Annotated in this window: 17 protein-coding genes, 1 tRNA gene and 9 pseudogenes; 7 read left to right on the top strand and 20 right to left on the bottom strand. The window is 32.3% G+C overall.

The window, feature by feature from the left end; genetic code table 11:
* Positions 1-170: 170 nt before the first annotated feature.
* Positions 171-305 carry a hypothetical protein gene (locus I6L50_RS35080; protein ID WP_257475428.1) on the bottom strand — a complete coding sequence of 45 codons (135 nt, stop codon included), beginning with the start codon at positions 303-305 and terminating at the stop codon, positions 171-173.
* Positions 306-542: 237 nt separating this feature from the next.
* Here I6L50_RS35080 and I6L50_RS29750 point away from each other — a divergent pair, with 237 nt between their 5' ends.
* Positions 543-653, top strand: coding sequence for a YjcZ family sporulation protein (locus tag I6L50_RS29750; RefSeq protein WP_000540371.1), 111 nt, complete (start codon positions 543-545; stop codon positions 651-653).
* An 89-nt stretch (positions 654-742) separates the two neighbouring features.
* On the opposite strand, the gene I6L50_RS29745 is transcribed toward I6L50_RS29750, so the two are convergent.
* From I6L50_RS29745 to asnB, 3 genes are all read right to left on the bottom strand, one after another.
* Complete coding sequence (locus tag I6L50_RS29745; RefSeq protein WP_002016778.1) at positions 743-1,057, bottom strand: hypothetical protein; 315 nt, start codon at positions 1,055-1,057, stop codon at positions 743-745.
* Between the two features lie 227 nt (positions 1,058-1,284).
* Complete coding sequence (locus I6L50_RS29740; protein ID WP_219303848.1) at positions 1,285-2,019, bottom strand: DUF874 family protein; 735 nt, start codon at positions 2,017-2,019, stop codon at positions 1,285-1,287.
* 537 nt (positions 2,020-2,556) lie between these two features.
* Positions 2,557-4,380, bottom strand: coding sequence for an asparagine synthase (glutamine-hydrolyzing) (asnB, locus tag I6L50_RS29735; RefSeq protein ID WP_219303847.1), 1,824 nt, complete (start codon positions 4,378-4,380; stop codon positions 2,557-2,559).
* Positions 4,381-4,781: 401 nt separating this feature from the next.
* Between asnB and I6L50_RS29730 the strand changes: the two genes are divergently transcribed.
* Entirely contained in the window at positions 4,782-5,351 is a 570-nt protein-coding gene (locus tag I6L50_RS29730; RefSeq protein ID WP_219303846.1) for a TetR/AcrR family transcriptional regulator, read from the top strand.
* Between the two features lie 253 nt (positions 5,352-5,604).
* Here I6L50_RS29730 and I6L50_RS29725 read toward each other — a convergent pair.
* The 6 genes and pseudogenes from I6L50_RS29725 to I6L50_RS29700 form a co-directional block, all read right to left on the bottom strand.
* Positions 5,605-6,027, bottom strand: a pseudogene (locus I6L50_RS29725) (polysaccharide deacetylase family protein); the annotation flags it as partial.
* 4 nt (positions 6,028-6,031) lie between these two features.
* Positions 6,032-6,106, bottom strand: a pseudogene (locus I6L50_RS36035) (imm11 family protein); the annotation flags it as partial.
* Between the two features lie 383 nt (positions 6,107-6,489).
* Positions 6,490-7,143, bottom strand: a complete 654-nt coding sequence (locus I6L50_RS29715; RefSeq protein ID WP_219303845.1) for an SMI1/KNR4 family protein — start codon at positions 7,141-7,143, stop codon at positions 6,490-6,492.
* Positions 7,140-8,729: a T7SS effector LXG polymorphic toxin gene (locus I6L50_RS29710; RefSeq protein ID WP_219303844.1), complete on the bottom strand. Its 1,590-nt coding sequence runs from the start codon at positions 8,727-8,729 to the stop codon at positions 7,140-7,142. The genes I6L50_RS29715 and I6L50_RS29710 overlap by 4 nt, the downstream gene beginning before the upstream one ends.
* Positions 8,726-9,097 carry a DUF3958 family protein gene (locus tag I6L50_RS29705; protein WP_257475427.1) on the bottom strand — a complete coding sequence of 124 codons (372 nt, stop codon included), beginning with the start codon at positions 9,095-9,097 and terminating at the stop codon, positions 8,726-8,728. The genes I6L50_RS29710 and I6L50_RS29705 overlap by 4 nt, the downstream gene beginning before the upstream one ends.
* Positions 9,098-9,139: 42 nt before the next feature.
* Positions 9,140-9,415, bottom strand: a pseudogene (locus tag I6L50_RS29700) (TIGR04197 family type VII secretion effector).
* A 265-nt stretch (positions 9,416-9,680) separates the two neighbouring features.
* Between I6L50_RS29700 and I6L50_RS35885 the strand changes: the two are divergent.
* The 3 genes and pseudogenes from I6L50_RS35885 to I6L50_RS29680 form a co-directional block, all read left to right on the top strand.
* Positions 9,681-10,342: pseudogene (locus I6L50_RS35885) on the top strand (EndoU domain-containing protein); the annotation flags it as partial.
* A 3-nt stretch (positions 10,343-10,345) separates the two neighbouring features.
* Positions 10,346-10,681, top strand: coding sequence for a hypothetical protein (locus tag I6L50_RS29685; protein WP_219303843.1), 336 nt, complete (start codon positions 10,346-10,348; stop codon positions 10,679-10,681).
* A 1,244-nt stretch (positions 10,682-11,925) separates the two neighbouring features.
* Positions 11,926-12,112, top strand: a pseudogene (locus tag I6L50_RS29680) (hypothetical protein).
* Between the two features lie 108 nt (positions 12,113-12,220).
* Here I6L50_RS29680 and I6L50_RS35065 read toward each other — a convergent pair.
* From I6L50_RS35065 to I6L50_RS35060, 3 pseudogenes are all read right to left on the bottom strand, one after another.
* Positions 12,221-12,331, bottom strand: a pseudogene (locus I6L50_RS35065) (rod shape-determining protein MreC); the annotation flags it as partial.
* Positions 12,332-12,347: 16 nt separating this feature from the next.
* Positions 12,348-12,488: pseudogene (locus tag I6L50_RS29675) on the bottom strand (helix-turn-helix domain-containing protein); the annotation flags it as partial.
* Between the two features lie 146 nt (positions 12,489-12,634).
* Positions 12,635-12,872 (bottom strand): annotated as a pseudogene (locus tag I6L50_RS35060) (hypothetical protein); the annotation flags it as partial.
* Here I6L50_RS35060 and I6L50_RS35055 point away from each other — a divergent pair.
* Both I6L50_RS35055 and I6L50_RS29670 read left to right on the top strand, forming a co-directional pair.
* Positions 12,870-13,040: pseudogene (locus I6L50_RS35055) on the top strand (MarR family winged helix-turn-helix transcriptional regulator); the annotation flags it as partial. The pseudogenes I6L50_RS35060 and I6L50_RS35055 overlap by 3 nt on opposite strands.
* A 502-nt stretch (positions 13,041-13,542) precedes the next feature.
* Positions 13,543-14,055: a DUF6609 family protein gene (locus I6L50_RS29670; protein WP_219303842.1), complete on the top strand. Its 513-nt coding sequence runs from the start codon at positions 13,543-13,545 to the stop codon at positions 14,053-14,055.
* A 448-nt stretch (positions 14,056-14,503) separates the two neighbouring features.
* Here I6L50_RS29670 and I6L50_RS29665 read toward each other — a convergent pair whose 3' ends face one another.
* From I6L50_RS29665 to I6L50_RS29635, 7 genes are all read right to left on the bottom strand, one after another.
* The gene (locus I6L50_RS29665; RefSeq protein WP_219303841.1) at positions 14,504-15,031 is read right to left on the bottom strand and encodes a nuclear transport factor 2 family protein; all 528 of its coding nucleotides are present in this window, start codon (positions 15,029-15,031) and stop codon (positions 14,504-14,506) included.
* Between the two features lie 154 nt (positions 15,032-15,185).
* The gene (locus tag I6L50_RS29660; protein ID WP_219303840.1) at positions 15,186-15,578 is read right to left on the bottom strand and encodes a nuclear transport factor 2 family protein; all 393 of its coding nucleotides are present in this window, start codon (positions 15,576-15,578) and stop codon (positions 15,186-15,188) included.
* Positions 15,579-15,582: 4 nt separating this feature from the next.
* Positions 15,583-16,404 carry an MBL fold metallo-hydrolase gene (locus tag I6L50_RS29655; protein WP_219303839.1) on the bottom strand — a complete coding sequence of 274 codons (822 nt, stop codon included), beginning with the start codon at positions 16,402-16,404 and terminating at the stop codon, positions 15,583-15,585.
* Positions 16,405-16,576: 172 nt separating this feature from the next.
* Positions 16,577-17,197 carry a DsbA family protein gene (locus tag I6L50_RS29650; RefSeq protein WP_219303838.1) on the bottom strand — a complete coding sequence of 207 codons (621 nt, stop codon included), beginning with the start codon at positions 17,195-17,197 and terminating at the stop codon, positions 16,577-16,579.
* 714 nt (positions 17,198-17,911) lie between these two features.
* The gene (locus I6L50_RS29645; RefSeq protein WP_219303837.1) at positions 17,912-18,064 is read right to left on the bottom strand and encodes a hypothetical protein; all 153 of its coding nucleotides are present in this window, start codon (positions 18,062-18,064) and stop codon (positions 17,912-17,914) included.
* Between the two features lie 71 nt (positions 18,065-18,135).
* Positions 18,136-18,209, bottom strand: a tRNA-Ile gene (locus I6L50_RS29640).
* A gap of 235 nt (positions 18,210-18,444) precedes the next feature.
* Complete coding sequence (locus tag I6L50_RS29635) at positions 18,445-19,431, bottom strand: type II toxin-antitoxin system antitoxin SocA domain-containing protein (protein WP_219303836.1); 987 nt, start codon at positions 19,429-19,431, stop codon at positions 18,445-18,447.
* Positions 19,432-19,456: the final 25 nt, after the last annotated feature.

Raw genomic sequence — 19,456 nt, 5'->3', positions numbered from 1 at the left:
TCAAAGAACTGATACAAAATTTCTTTAGATTGGAAAACTAAAGTCTTATCTACCTAATTGTGGGGACGCCTTATGGCGTCTTTTCTTTTTTTATTATAAAAAAACCCTCAAGCATTTATATACTTAAGGGTTTATCGATTGAAAGATAGAGCTATTTGGAATTCCTTAAATTAAGAACAAAGCGGGATTACTCCTAAACCAATTAATAAAGCTGCAGCAAACGCTGGAATTGGCGCAGGAATCTCGATACCTTCTACGACTAAAGAGTATTGTCCATTTACTACTTTAAAACAAGCTAATTGCATGGCTAATCCTCCCTTCTGTTAGGATTAATACATTATTTTATTAATATAATGTATTAATTTATTTTTAGAAAATGTGTAATTTATCAAAGTTTAAGGGAAACACATTAATTTATCTTTCCCTTATTTTCAAAAGGACCTGCTCAATTCATACGTAAAAACATAAGGTAAAGTGAACCCATTAACATCCGTAGAATGAACCCTAGTTTTATTCTCTTATCTAAAGTAGGAACTATTATTATGGGATATGGTGGTAGTTGCGGCGAAGGCTGCGGTTTTGCTGGAGGCTTTGCCTTACTCGTTGTACTCTTTATACTATTAATCATTATCGGATGCAGTTGCTTCTGCTAAAAAACTATTAGAAAAGGCACCTTAGAGTGTCTTTTCTTTATGCGTAAGAACCTCGCCATCTTATGGAAATGGCGAGGTTCTTATCTATATTATTTAATATCTTGTTCCAGGCTTTTATCAAGATTAGAATTACTATCATTATGGTAACGTTGGTAGTTCTCTTCATGTTGCCTTTGTTGTTCTTGTTCAACTTTATTATCATGATCAATCACCTTAATAACAAAAAATAATATTACGATTACAAACACCACAAATGGGATGAGAGCAGTTTTAGAAAGTTCCTTTAGCTCCTCTTTTGCTTGTTGCTTTTCTTCTCCTGTTGAAAAGAGATAAGCAAATAAAGCTATTATAAATGCAAAAAAACCGAAGAGTATTTCTACAACTGCAAAAATAGCATCTAACATTACTTATGTATCCCCCCTAATATAACATATATGCCTTACTAATTAGCCAATAATTCCCTTACACATTATATCAGCTAGAGTACACGGAAATATAGTAAATTATTTGTATAGTTAATTTTAATAATTAATATGCATTACTACACAATAATTCGAGTCGTCCGGATACCCCTTAAGGTTTTTTTCTTTATGGAAAAATCCCCACACATTGTGTAGGGACCTTGTTTTTCTTACCATTTAATTTTTGTTGAATTTAACTTGGAAATAGATCCACGTACTAATTGTTTTTCATTACTGTCATAGATACCGATATCACCAGAGAAATTTTCCCAATATTCCCCTAAATAGTCTTTTGATGGTGCTTTCAAATCTACATTTAATCCCATAGCCCCAAAACTTGCCACTTGGCGCGCTGCTATATCGCCTACTTGTTGTGCTCTTTCTTTCGTTGTTCCAGCTGGAACGATAACAACAATTCGAGTTAGACTGTCTTTTGCTTCAATATGGACGTCTTGCGCCTGTGCAGCCACCTTTATTCCATCCTTTGCTGTTTGGATGCCTAATTGGCTTAATTTCACATCTTTATTACGCGCTCCCTGGCCTTGTGCTGTCATCGATTGTTCCATTTTTTCTTGTGCTTGTGCCTCATTTAACCCGCTGACTTTCGGTTGTTCAACAGGCGTTGACTCCGCTTTTTGTTCTTCTTTAACTGTTTCTTTTGCTACATTTTCATGCTGTTTTGACTTATCCGTCGATTGTTGCACAGTTACTTTCCTATCTTCTTGCTGCTTTTCTGCCTGAAATGCTTTAACTTTTTCTTTTTGTTCCTCTTTCTTCACATCTTGCTCTATTTTCGCTTCTTCAGTACCACACGCTGCCAATAGTAAACCTGCTGCAATTGTTAAGCCTGCTAATTTAATTGCTTTCATAATAAATACCGCCTTTTCATAATTTAATTTTTTCATATGTATAAACGACCTCAGCTACAAATATTAACTTTGTAGCCCATATCTGAATCATTCAAATGATAACATATTAATATTCAAATTCTTTATATTTAAATATTAACTTTATAATCTATTTTCAATCAAAACAAATTAATTTTTTCTTAAAAAGTGGAATCATTCTTTTAAATTGATAGTGATGGAGTACCACCACATCGCTATCAACCTAAGAGAAGCAAATACCACAAAAACAAAAAAACGATAAAAAAAATAATAAAAAAGCTTATCATTAAGTGCTAAAGGATAAGCTTTTTTGTCTATATTTATTAAAAGGTTCATCGTATTCTCCTTTACGTGGGACCTCCAATTCATATTATTCCCCCTAGTTCTTTCCATGTCCCTTATTCAATTCTAATTTACTAACTGATTAGCGTTATTGCAAATCAAGATAATAAAACCGCATCTCCAAATGTTAGATAACTATCTAATACATTGGAGATGCGGTTCACTTAGGTCATTAAGGATTCATCTATCCTCTTTATTCGAAGATTACATTTATCACACTAATTTAATATTATATTCCTGAAGCCAACTATTAACTTGAAGTAAATAATCTATTATACCTCGTGCATCATTACCTGAAATTACTTCGTCTTTTCCTTCTGCAATAGCACGAACTTTTTCTACATTTATTAATGGTAAAATAGGTGATTGAGGATCGTTCAACACATGTAACATCCAATCACTAATACCCTGTAGATAAGAAGCATCCTTTGTGCTTGGATATGCACTTTTTTTGCGATAAAGTACATCATCTGGAAGTATATTTTCAAAAGCTCGACGTAAAATACCTTTTTCAATATTGTCTATACTTTTCATTTCGAATGGAACATTCCATAAGTATTCTACAAGCCGGTAATCGCAAAATGGAACTCGTACTTCAAAGCCATTCATCATACTTGTACGATCTTTTCGTTCTAGCATAAATGGCAAGAAACGTGTAATAAACATGTAAGACATTTGACGTTGCTTCATTTGCAGATCACTTTCACCTTCTAAAAAAGGAACCTCAGCAACCGCATCTTCAAATTTTTGTTTTTGATATTTTTCAGGGCTAATCTTTTCTTTAAAATCCTCTGATAAAATTTCTGTACTATACCATAAATTAACACTCCAAGGGAATATCTCTGCATCTAAAAACTTCTCTTGATGGAACCATGGATATCCTGAGAACACTTCATCTGCGGATTCGCCTGAAAGTGCAACTGTTGCGTCTTTTTTCATTTCCTTAAATAGCAAATAAAGAGACGTTTCTAGTTCTCCAACTCCTGGTAGATCACGCGCTCGCATTGGAATTAATAAATTCTCTATTAAACTATCTGATCCCAATTCTATAGAGTGATGCTTTGTTCCTACATATTCAGCCACACGTTTCACCCAAGGTTCATCACGATCAAAACGAAGGAAATCTTGCTCAAAGTCTTTTTCATCATTGATGAAATTCAGGGAATATGTATGAAGACGTTCCCCTTTATTCCCAAATTCATTTCCTGCTAAACCTGTTAGACCACTTGAATCTAAACCTCCGGAAAGCATAGATACCACTGGTCTATCAGCAATTAACTGGCGTTTAACAGTATCTTGTAAAATGGAGCGGATTGTCTCCACTGTCGTATCAATATCATCTATATGTTTTTTACTTTCAAGTTTCCAATACTGTGTCGTATTTGAACCATTAGAGGTAAACGTCATATAATGACCCGCACGTACTTCATGTATATCCTTAAAAATCGCATGACCAGGAGTACGTGTTGGTCCAAGACAAAATACCTCAGAAAGTCCTTCTTTATCTACTTCTGCATTTACAAGCGGATGCGAAAGCAAAACTTTTAACTCTGAACCAAAGAGAATTGTGCTTCCTCTTTGAGCGAAAAATAAAGGCTTCACACCTAGATGATCACGACCAAGCATCAATTTCCCAAATCTTTCATCCCAAATACCAAAAGCAAAAATCCCATTTAAGTGTTGAACACAATCTTCTTGCCATTCTAAATAAGCATGTAGTAATACCTCTGTATCAGACTTAGTCTGAAATTCATGACCTTTCCCCTCAAGTTCTTTACGTAATTCTTGATAGTTATAAATTTCTCCATTGAACGTAAGGCCAATCGTATCATTTCCATCTTTATACAACATAGGTTGAAGGCCACCTTCAGGATCAATGACGATGAGACGTCGATGACCTAATGCTGCTCGTTTTGAAAGCCAATGCCCCTCTGCATCAGGCCCTCGGTGAGTGATAGCATCTGTCATTTTTTTTAACGTTTCTTGTTCATGAGACAGGTCTTTAGACCAGTCTATCCACCCTGCAATTCCACACATAGTGTCTACCTTCTCTCAAATAGTATAGAAACCGACTAAAATTAAATATCAGTCGGTTTTCCGTAAAAAAATCCGACTAAAAACATCTTTTAGTCATGTTTATATAATAAAACGAATTGAATAAAAAATCAAATAATTCAATCGAGAAAGAAATCACTGTCCCCTTTCACTTGAATTCTCATCTTCCGATTAAAAAGTTATTACCTTAAACTTTCATTTTTATCCTAAGTTATAAAGTTGCATTCTATTATAGTTATATACTAGAAATGAGAATGGTGTATGTTATTCTATAAGAAGCAAATAGAGGACTTTCTATTAGGAGTTAAAAAATTACAAATGGACTGATACAGAATGTAATGAAAGAAAACTTCGCTAAATATTTCAAGGATAGGGTGTAGACAATGATCAAATTAGAAAAAGAAAATAAAAAAATGAAAATCATTCAATCTGCCACAATACTGTTCTCTACGCGTGGTGTCCGTAACACAACGGTTGATGAAATTGCAAAGAAAGCTAAAGTTGGTAAAGGTACTATTTATTATTACTATACAGATAAAACTGAAATATTATGTGACTGCTATATGCGTCATATTCAGCTTATACGTTCACAATTGTTTGATTTATATAAAGAGGAAAAAGATGTTTTACTTCGAATACAAAAAATCCTTCATTATATCAGCCTAGAATATCATCAAGATCCGTTTGTTTCTACACTCTTTCAAGAATATAAAGAGTACCATTCACCTGAAATTACAGCTTGTTTTAAAAAGTCTGAAGAAGAAGCAATTAAAATGATAAGTAATTTGCTCAAAAAAGGTTATCAGCAAGGAGCTTTGCACAAGGTACCATTACCACTTACAGCTTTTATGTTAGTACGAATGATTTTTAACTACGAACAGGATTACATAAAAGATGATAAAAGTGATAAAGAATTTCTGCAGTTGCTAAAGCATATGCTTCTTAAAAACTAGTTTTAACCACATACAAAAAATAATTGCGGTACAAATATATGAAGAAGAACGTGAATAATGGCGTTTTTTTATGAGCTCCTTTCACTCTAGGCAAACATACGAAATATCCAACGCTTATATAGGAATGAATGAAAAAATAGTCCAGTAAAAAGAGCGTGTTTTCATCTATCTAAACACGCTCTTACAAATATTTAACCCCCATATGAATTGCTTATTCCATTCTGATATTTTCTTATAACTAATACAAATCTCGTTATATACGGTTATCATGCCAGAAGTTTATTGGAAAATGATTATTCTCATCATAAGCTTCAAATTCATACCCTTTTTCTTTTAATTCTTTTATAATTGCTGGAACTGCCGCGACAGATTGTGGATGAATATCGTGCATTAAAACAATTTCCTTTGAAGACACCGCACCTGCTAAGACATTTTGAACAATTTTTGCAGCTGCTACATCAACGGGTAATTTATTGTATTTCCAATCTAGAGAATCAATTGTCCAATCCCATACTTTTAAATTATTTCCGACCACTTCATTTCGGAGTGATTCATTTAATCCAGGCATTGATTCATATGGTGGGCGTGTTAATTTCGGTGTGTTTCCAATAACATTTCTAATTAAAGATTGATCTTCTTTCATTTCCTTAACATATTCCTGATTGGTGTATAACTTTTTAGATTGTTTTATTAGTATCAAGTGCTTCCAACACTCTTAAAACATGCATAGCATAGTATTGTTTGTTTGTTTGTTTGTTTGTTTGTTTGTTTGTTTGTTTGTTTGTTTGTTTGTTTGTTTGTTTGTTTGTTTGTTTGTTTGTTTGTTTGTTTGTTTGTTTGTTTGTTTGTTTGTTTGTTTGTTTGTTTGTTTGTTTGTTTGTTTGTTTGTTTGTTTGTTTGTTTGTTTGTTTGTTTGTTTGTTTGTTTGTTTATGAATTAATGGTAAAAATTCAATAGTACCTCCTACTATAGGTTCTAAAACATTCTTGGCTTTTTCACTAATTATTTGTACACCAGACTTTCCTTCATCTGTTACCTCAATAAAAAACAAACTAACCTTTAAAATGTTAGTTCGTTTTTAATAAATCATTAAATTAATATCAGGTAATTAAAAATGAATTTCAAATTATATTTAACATTAATTATTTTTATCCATTGGTATTGTATTTAGTGCTAAACCAATAGATCCTAATTTTTCAATTAATTTTTTTGCTTTACCATATGGAGCTCCTTTTACTAATGTAAAAGGAAGCTTTTTCGATCCTTTTAATAGTTCCCCTGTTGAAATATCAAGTGCTAGTACACTTTTTATCTTTACTAAATCTTTTAATCCTCCATTAGGAATTTCTATTAACACTATATTACACGTATCAGGGATTTCTTCTTTTATTTTCTGTATTTTTTGATTCAAACACCCCGTATTTACCCAATCAATAAAATCTAATGTAACTACAGTGGCATGATTTGGATTCATATCACCAGAATCAACAGCCCTAACTTCTCGTACATCTGCACCTTGCGACATTAAAAAAACATTGCCACTACCATCATCACCAATAGCAACATAACCATTTGCATATTCTGTTACTTCCCAAGTCTCATTTCGTTCTATAATATCATCAGTACCATAAATTATTAATCCTCCACCTATAGAAAAACCATTTGTATATTTCAATAAATCTTTATGTACATTTGGTAATTCAACTTTCATTACATCTTCTATTTCTTGAATTTTAATATCATTTGCTGGCTTATTTTTTATTAAACCAGAAACATTAGATAAATTTATCATTTTTTCACAAAACCTCCCAAACTATCAAAATATTTATAAGCATCTACCAATACTTTTCTTGCAGTTTTCTGATCAACTCCTGCCTCAATCATTTCTCTATAGCTTACATTAAATTCATAATTTATATCAGTATCATATCCTTCAAGCCTTCTTCGCTTTCTTTGCATAGCAGAAATTTTCGCATGAGGTAAACCAGAACTTGATGGTAAAAGTATTGCTTGAGCTTTCTTTTCGTTATAATCAAATTCACCCTTAATAGCCCATCTTTTAGCCCATTCATTTTGTATAGGATGATGTGATTGTATTCGATTATCAGCAGCTATATTTTTATTTCCTGGAGCACGATTAACCGCCGGACTTAAATAACCATGTTCATCGATATCTCCTTTTTGATATCCCCCTGGTCTTTTTGCATTTCCTAGCTTTATATTCATTCCGTTATTTGGACTACTTGCTTTAACCAAATAATCTTTCATTGTAGGTATTTCAATTTTCATAGAACCCATACCTGCAATGGCCAGACGGTCTCCTATTTGCAAATTATTTGTAACATGGGATAAACCTTTTGTTAATGTAGTTACATTGCCCATTTGCCCCAATTTACTTACTTTACTTAATCCTTTATCACCAATAAGTCCAAGTCCAATTTGTGTAAAAGCATAACTTCCCCACTTAGCACGACTTTCAGCGTCTCCATTTATTACATCATTAATAAACGAATCTGATAATGTGTTCCACATAGCAGGTAAGGTTTCATTTAAATGAGTAACAGCGTATCCCATGTTCTCCCACGTTTCCCATTTACCAAGTGCCACAACACCATCTATTGTATCTTCAACAGCTTGACCTGTACCTTCTAAAATACCATCTATAATTTTTTCAGATATAGATTTTTCGGGAGGTTTCTTGCACACAGCTCCCTCTCCCATTGATCCTTTCTTTAAAAGATTATCAACTTGACGTTTTCTTTCATCAGCAATTTCTTGAATCGAAACGGTCCAATCCATATTTAACCCTTGTGTACTAAACGTGCCACTTACAGGACTAAATCCTTTCCCGCTTTGGACTTCAGCAAGGCCGGCAGTAATGCTAGCCACTAGTTGAAGAGCTGTGTTGTAGTTATTACTAGACGTATAGTTAAATTCATATAGATGTTCTAATTTTTCTTGCAGTTTTGTTCTCATCTCCACTAAAACAATAACCATAGCATCTATTCCAGGCAATACTGTAGCAATACTAATCGCTTCTATACTTGCGACCATTCGATTAATTTCTTGAATTTGCTCTCTTATTTCTTGTTCGATGACATCTGTGGAAGCAACTTGTGATTGAAAATCGCTTGGAAACGCATCATTTTGACGAATTAATTCTTCACATAAATAAATGATACCTTGTGCTAAAGGACGAAAAGTTTGGACAAAAAATATTTTTGCACTACTATATGTTTGTCCTTGCAAAACCGAATCAGTTGCAAAGGTATCAATTGATTGGATTGCTTGCTCCATAGCTTGGATAGTAGCGACACATACAGCATTCATGCTTTGGGTCTGATTTTGTACTTCCCCTAAATACATATTTAAACTCATGCTTTATCCTCCCTTTTTAATCGCTGCTGCCGATAGGTAAGGTCGGTTTCTAAATCGATAAGATCGCGTCTTTCTTTAAGTAATGTTTCTTTTTGATTTTCCAATTCAAATGTTAATTTCCGCTCAATATGTTGCGAATCTTGGAGCTTATTCATAAAAAAATTAGAAACTTCTTTATCACTATGCCATGTTTCTAAAATCCTATTGAATAAGCGATTATTTCGACTTCTTAATTCGTGAAAGTCCATTTCTACTTGTCTCTGAATTTGAATCTCTGCTTGATTTCGATCCTTTTTTTCAAATACTATCCGTAATTCTTGATTTAATTGATTTAATTGATTTATTTGCTTTTCCATATCTTGACTCATCTTATTCTCCCTACCCTTCTCCCTTTACCGTAGGTTTCCACATTAGCGAAATGTCTTTTGTAGTTCGTTATCCATTCTTTCAAAATCCTTAGCTACTAAATGAATATTATCAACTGCTTGTTGAAAGGCCCCACAAAATTGTCTAGTCAAATCTAGCATTTGTTGATTCGCTTCTTACGCCTGGGCATTAACAGATAGTGTAGTACGGCTTGCCTTTGTTATAGAACGATTTGTCGCACCTTGAATTGTATCCGATGCACTTTTCATTTGTGTAGCAATTTGTGTAGCCGTTTGAAAGTTACTTTGAAAGTTTCCCATCATTTAAACCCCTTCTAGTTCCAAAATCATCAAGAAAATTATACCATGTAAGAATATTTCAATGTATCAAATATTTCTAGCAAGGAATTGATAGCTCCTAATTATAAGAATGAAGCTTTTCATACCGAATTTCAATTAAGGGTCGCCTCAACAGATGTAGTTGAACTAGAACTATTAGAACAAATTCAAGAGATTGACCTAATATGAACGAGTACTGAAGTTACGAAGCAAGTTATGCCACTACCAGGTATGGGTGCAATAGTGAACAAATATTTTTATGGAGCTTGGTTTAGGGTAGATTTTTAGTAAAGGGGCAGGCAAAATTGGAAAAGTAACTTCCCTTGGAGACTCTGTAAAATTAAAAAGATTTTCAGAGAATATCCCTCCTATTTCAAGTCACTTACCATTAAAAGATCGATTTGCTTTTGCTGGTGGAGATGGTTTGCAATCTAGATTTGACACACCAGACTTTAAACAAGCTGAAGAAAAACTCTCAACCTATCAATTTGCTAGTGGTGGAACAATTAATGGTGGGAATGTCCCGTATAGATTTGATTCATCACTTATGGAGCACCTTTTCACGGGGAACTAAAACAAAAATGGTGGGATTAAAAGCTGTTGAATATCACCATGAAAGTATGATGGGTGGAGGAGAAATAGTTAGAATTACCCATGCACCAAATTCTGCGGGAGTATATAGAGCAAAAGTAAAAGTAGACGGTGAAACAAAAAACGCGCTTTCTTCATTTTTCCCTCAGGATTGGGATAGAGTACAGGTGCTTGATTCTATCAAAGATAGCATACGATAATAAGATTCAAGTCGATACAGTTAGATATGTAGGACAAACATCTCACGGATTTAAAGTAGAAATGATTATACAAAATAATGAGATAATAACAACATATCCTGTTTATACTAGGAGGTAAAAAATGAAATATACATACGAATTTTATCGTGATGGACTTGGCGGATTAAGAATACGTTTGCCAAAAGAAATTTCTATAATTTCTCATTTCTTGGAAGATATTTTAGATGATGAAGCAGATGATTATATACAGATTTTAAATAATGTAGTAGACCAAAAAGTTCCGCAATATGAAATAGAAGGGAACGTAGCAGCAGTCTACATTGAACCTAATTACACCAGTGCTATTAACTTCTTTATGAGTGCCCCAAATAACCAATGTAAAATTGAGACCTCTGAATTTAGAAAACTACTTGTGTTGTGGAGAGATACATTGGTAGCAGAGGGGAAAGATATATAAGCATAAAAGAAAACTACCTTCTGTTATATTTAGATCATAGATGCTAAACTCAATAAAATCAAAGGCGGGAATATATTTAATATATCCCTACCTTTTTATTATGTGGCGAGACTCCACATCCATTAACTTAAAAATTTTTTAACACCCTAAAATAGAAAAACAATCAAAAATACATCTCTATAAGGATGTATTTTTGATTTAGCAGGGATTGTACTTGCAGGAATATAAAAGATTTTACAATGAAGATGCTGCACTTAATATTGTTAACAATTATTTTTGCTTACCCCTTATTAATTGTGAACTGCTATGTTCTTCCGGTACAAGAATAGAATGTTAAAAATAGATTTAAAATGAGTTTCTTTGTCACCTTGTAAGCTGTAGAGCTTTCATATATTCCCCTTTTCTTTCAAAAGCCTTTTTTGCATCCTCAACCGTTAATGCAAAATCTACTGCAATGTTCTGTAATAACTCCTTATTAGCTTACCTGAAGAAATCTCTTAGTTGTTGATTCGCCACCCTTTATTGTTTACTATCAATCAATTAAAAAAAGAATCTTTTTGTTTAAGGGCTACTTTAAAATCTTAAGTTGATGGATGTGTGAACGTACCCCTAATAATATTCTTGCTTTTAAATCATTATTACTGTATTATATTTACGTAGTAATATAAGGATTATGGTATATAAAAAGGAATCAAATCTATAAGTAAGATTTAAATCCTTTTCCAAGGCAAAAAGATTTTGCTAAAATCTAATATAATTTATGCTTGTCTTTTTAATATGTATCTAGTAAAAACATATTTTTTATCAATAGAATTCTGTTTTCAATATAAATGGAAAATTTAAATAGAAGTTTATTAACTCTCAATGATAGGAGTTAGTGTTCTAGAATATAGAGAAACAAGGCACGATACAAAGTAATCTGACAAACCTAAGAAGTATTGTATATTATTTGCCCATCTCCAGGTACTACAATAAAAGAGCCTTACCTCTCTAGGCAAGACTCTACTAGTTTAGTTGTATAATATTTACATGATAACTAAGAAACAGAAAACATATAACACCAAATAGCAGCACCCTATTACTCCTCCTACAGCTAATACCTGTTTAACCCAACTCTTAAATTTTTGATTACTGTAAATCGCCTGCACTCTTTCCATATTTCCTCCTATTAAGGAGAACCCTTAAGACTCTCACCTCGCTATAGTACCATTAAAAAATGAATAATAGAGATCTAATGTATAAATATGCAATATTGCATACAAAAATTCATTGTTATAATTGTAAGCGCTTACTATAATGAGATTATAAAGATTTATCACATCTTAATACGAAAAAAGAGGAGAGAATAATATGGAAATCGCAATGGCAGTTTTAAAATTTATAGGTGGAGCAATCCCATTAATTCAAGAACTTCTAAAAGCATTTATGTAATTTCATTATTTAGCAATTCTTTATAAATATTATCATACAAATGATCTGTATATCAAAGATAAATTGATTTACAGATCATTTGCGTGAGCAAGGTCCCTTTAACATTATTGAGGGGATTTTTTCAATTTTAAAAACTTTCTTCGTCTCATCGTACCCTGTAACAAACCCTAGAATAGATTGATCAGTTTGCAATGTTACTGCCAAACGATTCATTCTTTCACCTTTAGACTTCTGGGTGCACCCCTTTTCGATTCCAACCATGCCTTTTTCTCCAAGACTTAACAGTATTAATACTAACCTCGTATTTCTCAGCCAGTTCCTTGTACTTCATACCTTGCATGTAATCTTCTTGAGCTAACTCGTGTTTTTGCTTCACTTCATATCACCTACCACCTTCTATACAACTAGGAAGAAATTCGTTCATTTTCCCTTCGAATAACTTTTTTACAAAGAAAAAAGACCTTGTAAACTACAAAGTCTTTTTTCTTATATATAAATTTACAACTTTCATATTAGTATTAGTTAAATCCCTCCACCAGGTTCTGTGTTAGCGGGTGCTCCTGTATTTCCATGTGTACCATGTATCTCCCTTATTGTAAGAAGGTGCCCCTCCTGTATGCCCATCCGATTCTATCTTCGGTGCAGGGAAATATCCATGAGTATAAGTTGGCGCTCCTCCATGATCCCCATCAGCTTCTAACTTCGGTGCAGGAGTATCTCCTACATTAAAAGAAGGTATTGGATAGTCTCCATATCCATAAAATTAAAAGTAACACCCAAAGGACAAGAGGCATCGAAAAAATCCATTGAAAACTCTACTTCCTACAAAGGGATGTCCCTGGCATTACAGCAGCTTCAAGAAGATGATGTTCAAACATTATTGCGTATTCATAAAAGTTTATTAACCTCTATAAAGCAATTTCGTTAATTGATGTAAAACATTAATAAAACAAATTCTAATTCTTATTTATCAAAGAACTGAGCAGTTAGATTTCACTAGCTGTTCTTTTATTTTAAATAGCGTTTTTGTTGATTTTTCGTTGACATTTTGTTGATTTTTTCTTCACATTTAAATGAAACCAACATACGATATTGTATGTAGTCTCTCCGCTCATAGAGATCTACCTTTCTTATCGAAGAGCATGCTTATATGTGTGCTCTTTTTACTTACAATTAAATAACTATTTTGTTAAGTTTTATTAATTCCTACATTCTCTTAATACGTTCTGTATAATAACCTTTCCAAAATCATTGTGTTCCTCTATTAAAAATACTGTTTTTCTCTGCAGTACTACTTTTCTAAAGTATCCGACAAAATTTGACAAACACAGTCAGCTATATTTGTTATGATGTTCTAGGTATTTCGCTTGACTACATAGAAGTTCTGAAAAAAACATATTTAATGACTGTTCGAAGAAGGAGAATACAACATGGAAACACACACCTACAAATACCCTAGACAAAAGATTAATGGGATTTGGCTAATAATTGCCGGTATAGCAATGTTTTTACTTTTAATAAAATATAACGGCTATCCAAATGTTTGGCCTTTTATCATCGTTTACATATTGGGCATGATTTGGCAATTAAACTCTAAAACTAGGAAAAAGTTAGCAGTTGGTCCTGGAACACCAGAACAAAAAAAGTGGTCTAATTCTTCAATCATTCTATTGGCCATTTTAGTTTTTCTTATTTTCCATTTCTTTTCCGATGACTATAAAATTTGCTGGTTATTAATTCTTTTAGCTGTAGGTGTTCATTTTTTAGCTTTCATTCCAGTACACGGAAAATTAATGATCTTTTTATCAATTAGTTTGGTAATTAATGCGTTCATAGGATTAATTATTACTAATGTAAGTCTAGATATCTTTTTTGTAATAGATGGACTAATAAAAATCTTATTTGGTGGTATCTTTATTAAGCTAAGTCCTACTAATTTTTAAAAAATTAGTATTCTGTTTCACAGTGAACCTCGGGGATAAGCAGTTAGCTTTTGCTAGCTGCTTCTTTTATTTATGAAAAAAGGAAATTTCCATTCAAAATTAGATTCTACACTGTATGAAGACTTATTAAATTCTTTAATTCTTTCAAAATCACTCGTATATTCTTAACCAAATTTATTCTCTTGCAAGAAAAAACTTCCCTTACTTAACTCTTCTTGCCTATAGAAAAGTTTCTTACTACGATATGACTCATACATCAAGAGTATTATCAATTTTATTACGTACAAATTAAATCTCATTAAAACAACTGTTGAGTTGAGATAAAGTATAATCAAAAATGCTCCACAAACCCATATGGAAAATAAGAAGACTCCATTTTGAAAAAAGGTTAATCAAAATAGAGTCTTCTGTTATAAATTTGAATTTAATTTATATATATATTTTCTACCTAAAACATAGTATTATTATTAGCTGTCTCATTTGGAATCTCTTGAATTACATCCCAGTGTTCGACAATCTTTCCATCCTTTATACGAAATATATCCACTATAGCAACTCCCTTATCTTGAGAATTAGTACGAGAATGTACATGAAGAGCAACTGTATCTCCTTCTACTACTACTCGTTTAATCTCTGCAAAGGAATTAGGATTTTTAACAAAATCCTCCTTAAAGAAATCCATGAAGGCTTTTCGTCCATCAGCAACAAAAGGATTATGTTGCTGATAATCTTCACTTACATATTTAGGAATAATATCGATATTATGTTTGTTAAAAACTTCATTATAGAAATCAACTACCATCTTTTTATTCTTTTCTTTTTCTGTCACATTATCTTTCGATACTGATGCAACATTCTCGCTCTTTATTGCGTTACCTTTGTTTTTACCTGTGGAAGCTTGAAATATCAAAGTCGACACAATTCCTAAAATAAACACAGAAATAATTATTATTATTAAATTTTTCTCTAATTTCATATATATCTACCTCTTCTAATCATATAAGTTATATTCCATAACATACTTGAAGAAGGAGAAACCTTCCCCAAAATGTGATATAAGGGGTAATGTTAGAAAAATCTGTTTATCCTAACACTACTCCTTATACAAGGTATGTTAGAAACAATTAACTCTAATTCAATACCTCATTAACAGTTGCACTGTCCACAATTTGAATAAACTTCTTAACCTTATCGTTCTCATCAAATTCATACAGATGACAAAAATCTGCTATGAATGATTTCCCTGTTACTTTATATGTTCCACTATATTTTCCATACACGATAACAGTATTGTTATTAAAAGCATAAATTTCATCTTTAGCGCTATAGTTATCCCATTCAGTTCCAAGACGTTCATGTACATTTTTCACTACTTCATCAGGACCTATATAAGTGCCCGCATATGGAAAACCAGCAGCTTCTGTCCAAGATACATTTTGACTTAAATATGTTTTGAAAGCATCCATTTTTCCCTCGCCAGTTAACACATACGTTTCATGTAATAGTTTTTGATATTTATTCATAGCATTAACCCCATGGCATTTCTTTTGTTACAACTTTTGCACTTAATTCCAATACACCTTTATTAGCATAGCCTGGATATGCTGTTTCAAGTTTTGCTACAAAATCTTTTGAAGTTTTACTTTCCTCAGAAGCTTGAATTGCAGTTCTTAGATAATCCATAGTTGCAATAATTGCTTGATTATCTAAGGATTTTTCGATTGATCCATGGCTTGGTACAATAATGTCAGCATTTAACGCTTGTAATACTTTCAAGTTCTCAATCCATGCCTCCATTTCTGCTTTTGAGCTAGTATCTGCTAAGAACACATGGATTTCGTTAAATACATCAATGCCTCCAATTAATAATTTCAGTTCTCTGTTAAATAAACTAGTTCTGTAATAATCTAAACCTACCAGTTCAAATGTTAGTCCCTGAAAATCAATAGATTCTTCCTTAAAAACTTGAGGCAATACCACATTACTTGGTGCATTTTCTCCAAGTGCATCTTTCCAAACTTTTAATTTCCCTAATACAGAATGAACAATATGTTCAACAGTAGACTCTGTAGCATACGCTATAGCTTCTGGGTAAGCGGCTTTTATACTTTCTAACCCAAAATAGTAATCAGGATCTCCATGCATAATAAAGATTTTATCTAGAGATAAGTTATTGTTTTTCAAATAATCCACAATTTCTTTCGAATCAGATTGAGTAAATTTTGTATTTATTAAAAATGCATATCCCGCTTTCTCAACTAAGGTTGCAGTGACCATAAAACTTTTTTCATCCGAACTAAACACTGTTAATTTCACATCTTTATGATTTGTATCGATTGTTTTAAACATGGATCTTATTCTCCTTTTGTTATAGTTATTGAATAGATAACACACTTTTATTTTGCTTCGACAGAAGGCCCCCTCCTCAATTCTCTGAAATGCTCATGGCACCAGTAAATAGATAAGAGATGTATGTCGGTTGGCGTAAGCTAACATGTTTACTACTATAGTCTAAACTTTCTTAGTATAAATTTTTAAAACGTGCTTCAATTTTATCTGGCGTCATTACCCCACCACCAATAGGAATAATTTGATTATCCTTTTGTAAAAGTAATGAAGGATAGCTATTAACCCCAAGCTGTCGAACCTTATTAAAATCATTTTGGACATCTATAATTGTTTCTTGCGCATTTAAACGCTCAATTACTTGTTCAGGGTCCAAACCATGCTCAATTGCAATCTTACGATATGTCTCAGGATCACTTAGGCTTTGTCCATCATAATAAAACGCTCTTTGCATAGCAGACGTGAATTCTAGCAAACGGTCTGGCGCTAATGAACGTAAAGCTGCAAAGCCAATTGCAGCATCTTTCGAATTCATTTTAAAAGTCCCTTCTTCCACCAATTTTTGATATGCAGGACCAAATTCTGCACCTGTAAGTTGATTAATTCTTTTATTTCCCTCTTCTATATATGAGAAATTTTTTATTGGTAGATCATCTAAAAATAATCCTCCACATAAAACTGTTAACGGCATTTCAGTGTGTTCTTTGTAAAAGCCTTTAATACTTTCTGAAAAACCATAGCACCATCCACAATATGCGTCCCATACGTATATAAGATTATCTTGTTTTGTCTCCATTTAAATCTCCTACCTTTATTTTTATTAGCTAGTTCAGCTATTACTTAAAAATTCTTAGTTAGCTTTTCGGTTTGTAAAAGTGCATCTTTTTTAGCACCCTTATTATTTTCCCCAAAAACTAATCCTTCAAAAATAGATCAACTAAAATTATTCATAAAAGATAACGATACACATTATTGCTCGAAAGCATAAAATACTACCGTTCAGAATATGTTTAGTTGTTAATAGAGTAGTTACTTTCTACACTGGACGACAACGTATAAAACACAATCCTCAATTAAATATATAAATATTTTTCTTAAAACAGGAAATAATTGTAACTGAATAAGTTACAACTAGATTAAAAGTCAATTATTTTTTCACAAAAAACATTAAATTTCTACTTTAACGTTTCCACAACTATGGAACTAAAGTAAATTCCCTTTACCATGAATGTCTATTTTTCAAAGCAATGAATTCAAAAAAACATCTTCTCATATTCCTTTAATATGTTTTCTTTTAGTTCTATCCTAATATTCGTTTTATATTTTCCTAAGGTATATAAATCAAATATTTCGAAATAGAAATGTGTAAATTTTTTATACAACACAAAAGAAATTTATCTTTTAACCTTAGGAACTACAGGGATAGCCTAATCAATTAGAATCCACGAGGTTTCCGTACTTAGAAATCTCCCACCTAACGACCTTACAGCCTATAAGAATTGAAAGTAGTTTAATTCTCTAACATGGGTTGTGGAACAACCTTTTTTCCCACTACTTTAAATTCAATTTCCCCTTTTTCTCCATATATTAGTTCTATAATTGGAATAGTTACCATTAATTTTTCCTTCTTTCTTCTTTCTGTCTCTAAATCAATTATTTTCATGTCACAATCCCCTTTATTTATTATAAACAAGGAGAAAGCACTCATTTGAGTGCTTTCTCCTTGTTTATAAGTGGACCTTGTAGGACTCGAACCTACGACCGAACGGTTATGAGCCGTTTGCTCTAACCAGCTGAGCTAAAGGTCCAAAGCATAAAATGTACTTCAAAAGGCGTATTCATATATATCATTTTACCATATAACGTATCAATTCACTTTACTTTTTAGTTAATATGCATATTTACATCGTGTTAATAATGTTTATATTCTACACGCCTTATCCCTTTATAATTAGTACTATCTTTTAATACATTTACATAAGTGCAATTAACAGTAAAACAATCCATATATCAATCATATTAAAAATGATATAGTTACAACACTTAATTGTTTATTTTATCAAATACTCTTATGCTATATTGTCTAATATCAGAAATAGTTACTAAATTATATGCCTGTTTTATTGTGTTAAAGCAATTATTTATCTTTTCTTTTTCTAAGATAGGTTTACACAAATCATTATCTTCTAATTCTAGATCAGCTACTGCCCATGGTAAGTCAAATAGAATCATTTTCTCTAAACTCTTCCCACTATAACACCCTAAAGTATTAACTACACACTCTAATAGTTCCTTTTCTATTTGAGTTAACTGATTTGTACTATCATAATTAAATTCAAGATTGTCGTACTGATATCCTTTGTATTTATCAAAAATAACTCGATATACCGGGCCGTGACTTCCTACTTCACAATCATCTTCAAATAAATATGTTCCAGTAAACACCCTACAAAATCCTTGCGAGTAGTATAAAAGCTTTTGAAGAGCTAAAGGAGTAACATCATCATTTTTATATAACAAATAGTTAGCAACTTCCTCGATTTTCGTAGAAGTACAATCCTCATTTTCTTGTAACTTTGCGATTGCTTCTTTAGAGACCCTATATGCTTTTGGAGTAATTAAGTCTTTATTTTTTTCCAGAATATCTAGCATAAAAGATTGATCTCTACTTAATCTTTTCAATATATCCGAGTACTGCCTTGTCGGAATATCTCCATTTACATACCTTGTTAAGGTAACCTCTCCCCAACCTAAAAGCAAAGATAACGGACGTTTTCCAATCTTATATTTTTCTAAAATCCCTCTTATCTCATAAATAGTAACTAATTGTTCCTGTTGTCTATATACATGATCTAATTGTTCTAAATTATAATCATGAATGTTAGGAACAAATATTTCAGCTTTACACTCTGCGCAATTTGCTTCTTTACCTACGTAATGATATTGCTTCCCTCTAATGACTGTCACTTTTGGAACATCTTTAGTAGAATACTTTACCATATCACGACAAAACTCACATAAAACCATCATAAAAATCCTCCCTTATTCTAAAACC

Source organism: Bacillus sp. FDAARGOS_1420 (assembly GCF_019344915.1).
GTDB classification, from domain to species: domain Bacteria; phylum Bacillota; class Bacilli; order Bacillales; family Bacillaceae_G; genus Bacillus_A; species Bacillus_A mycoides.
This window is presented reverse-complemented; position numbering and strand designations above follow the sequence as displayed.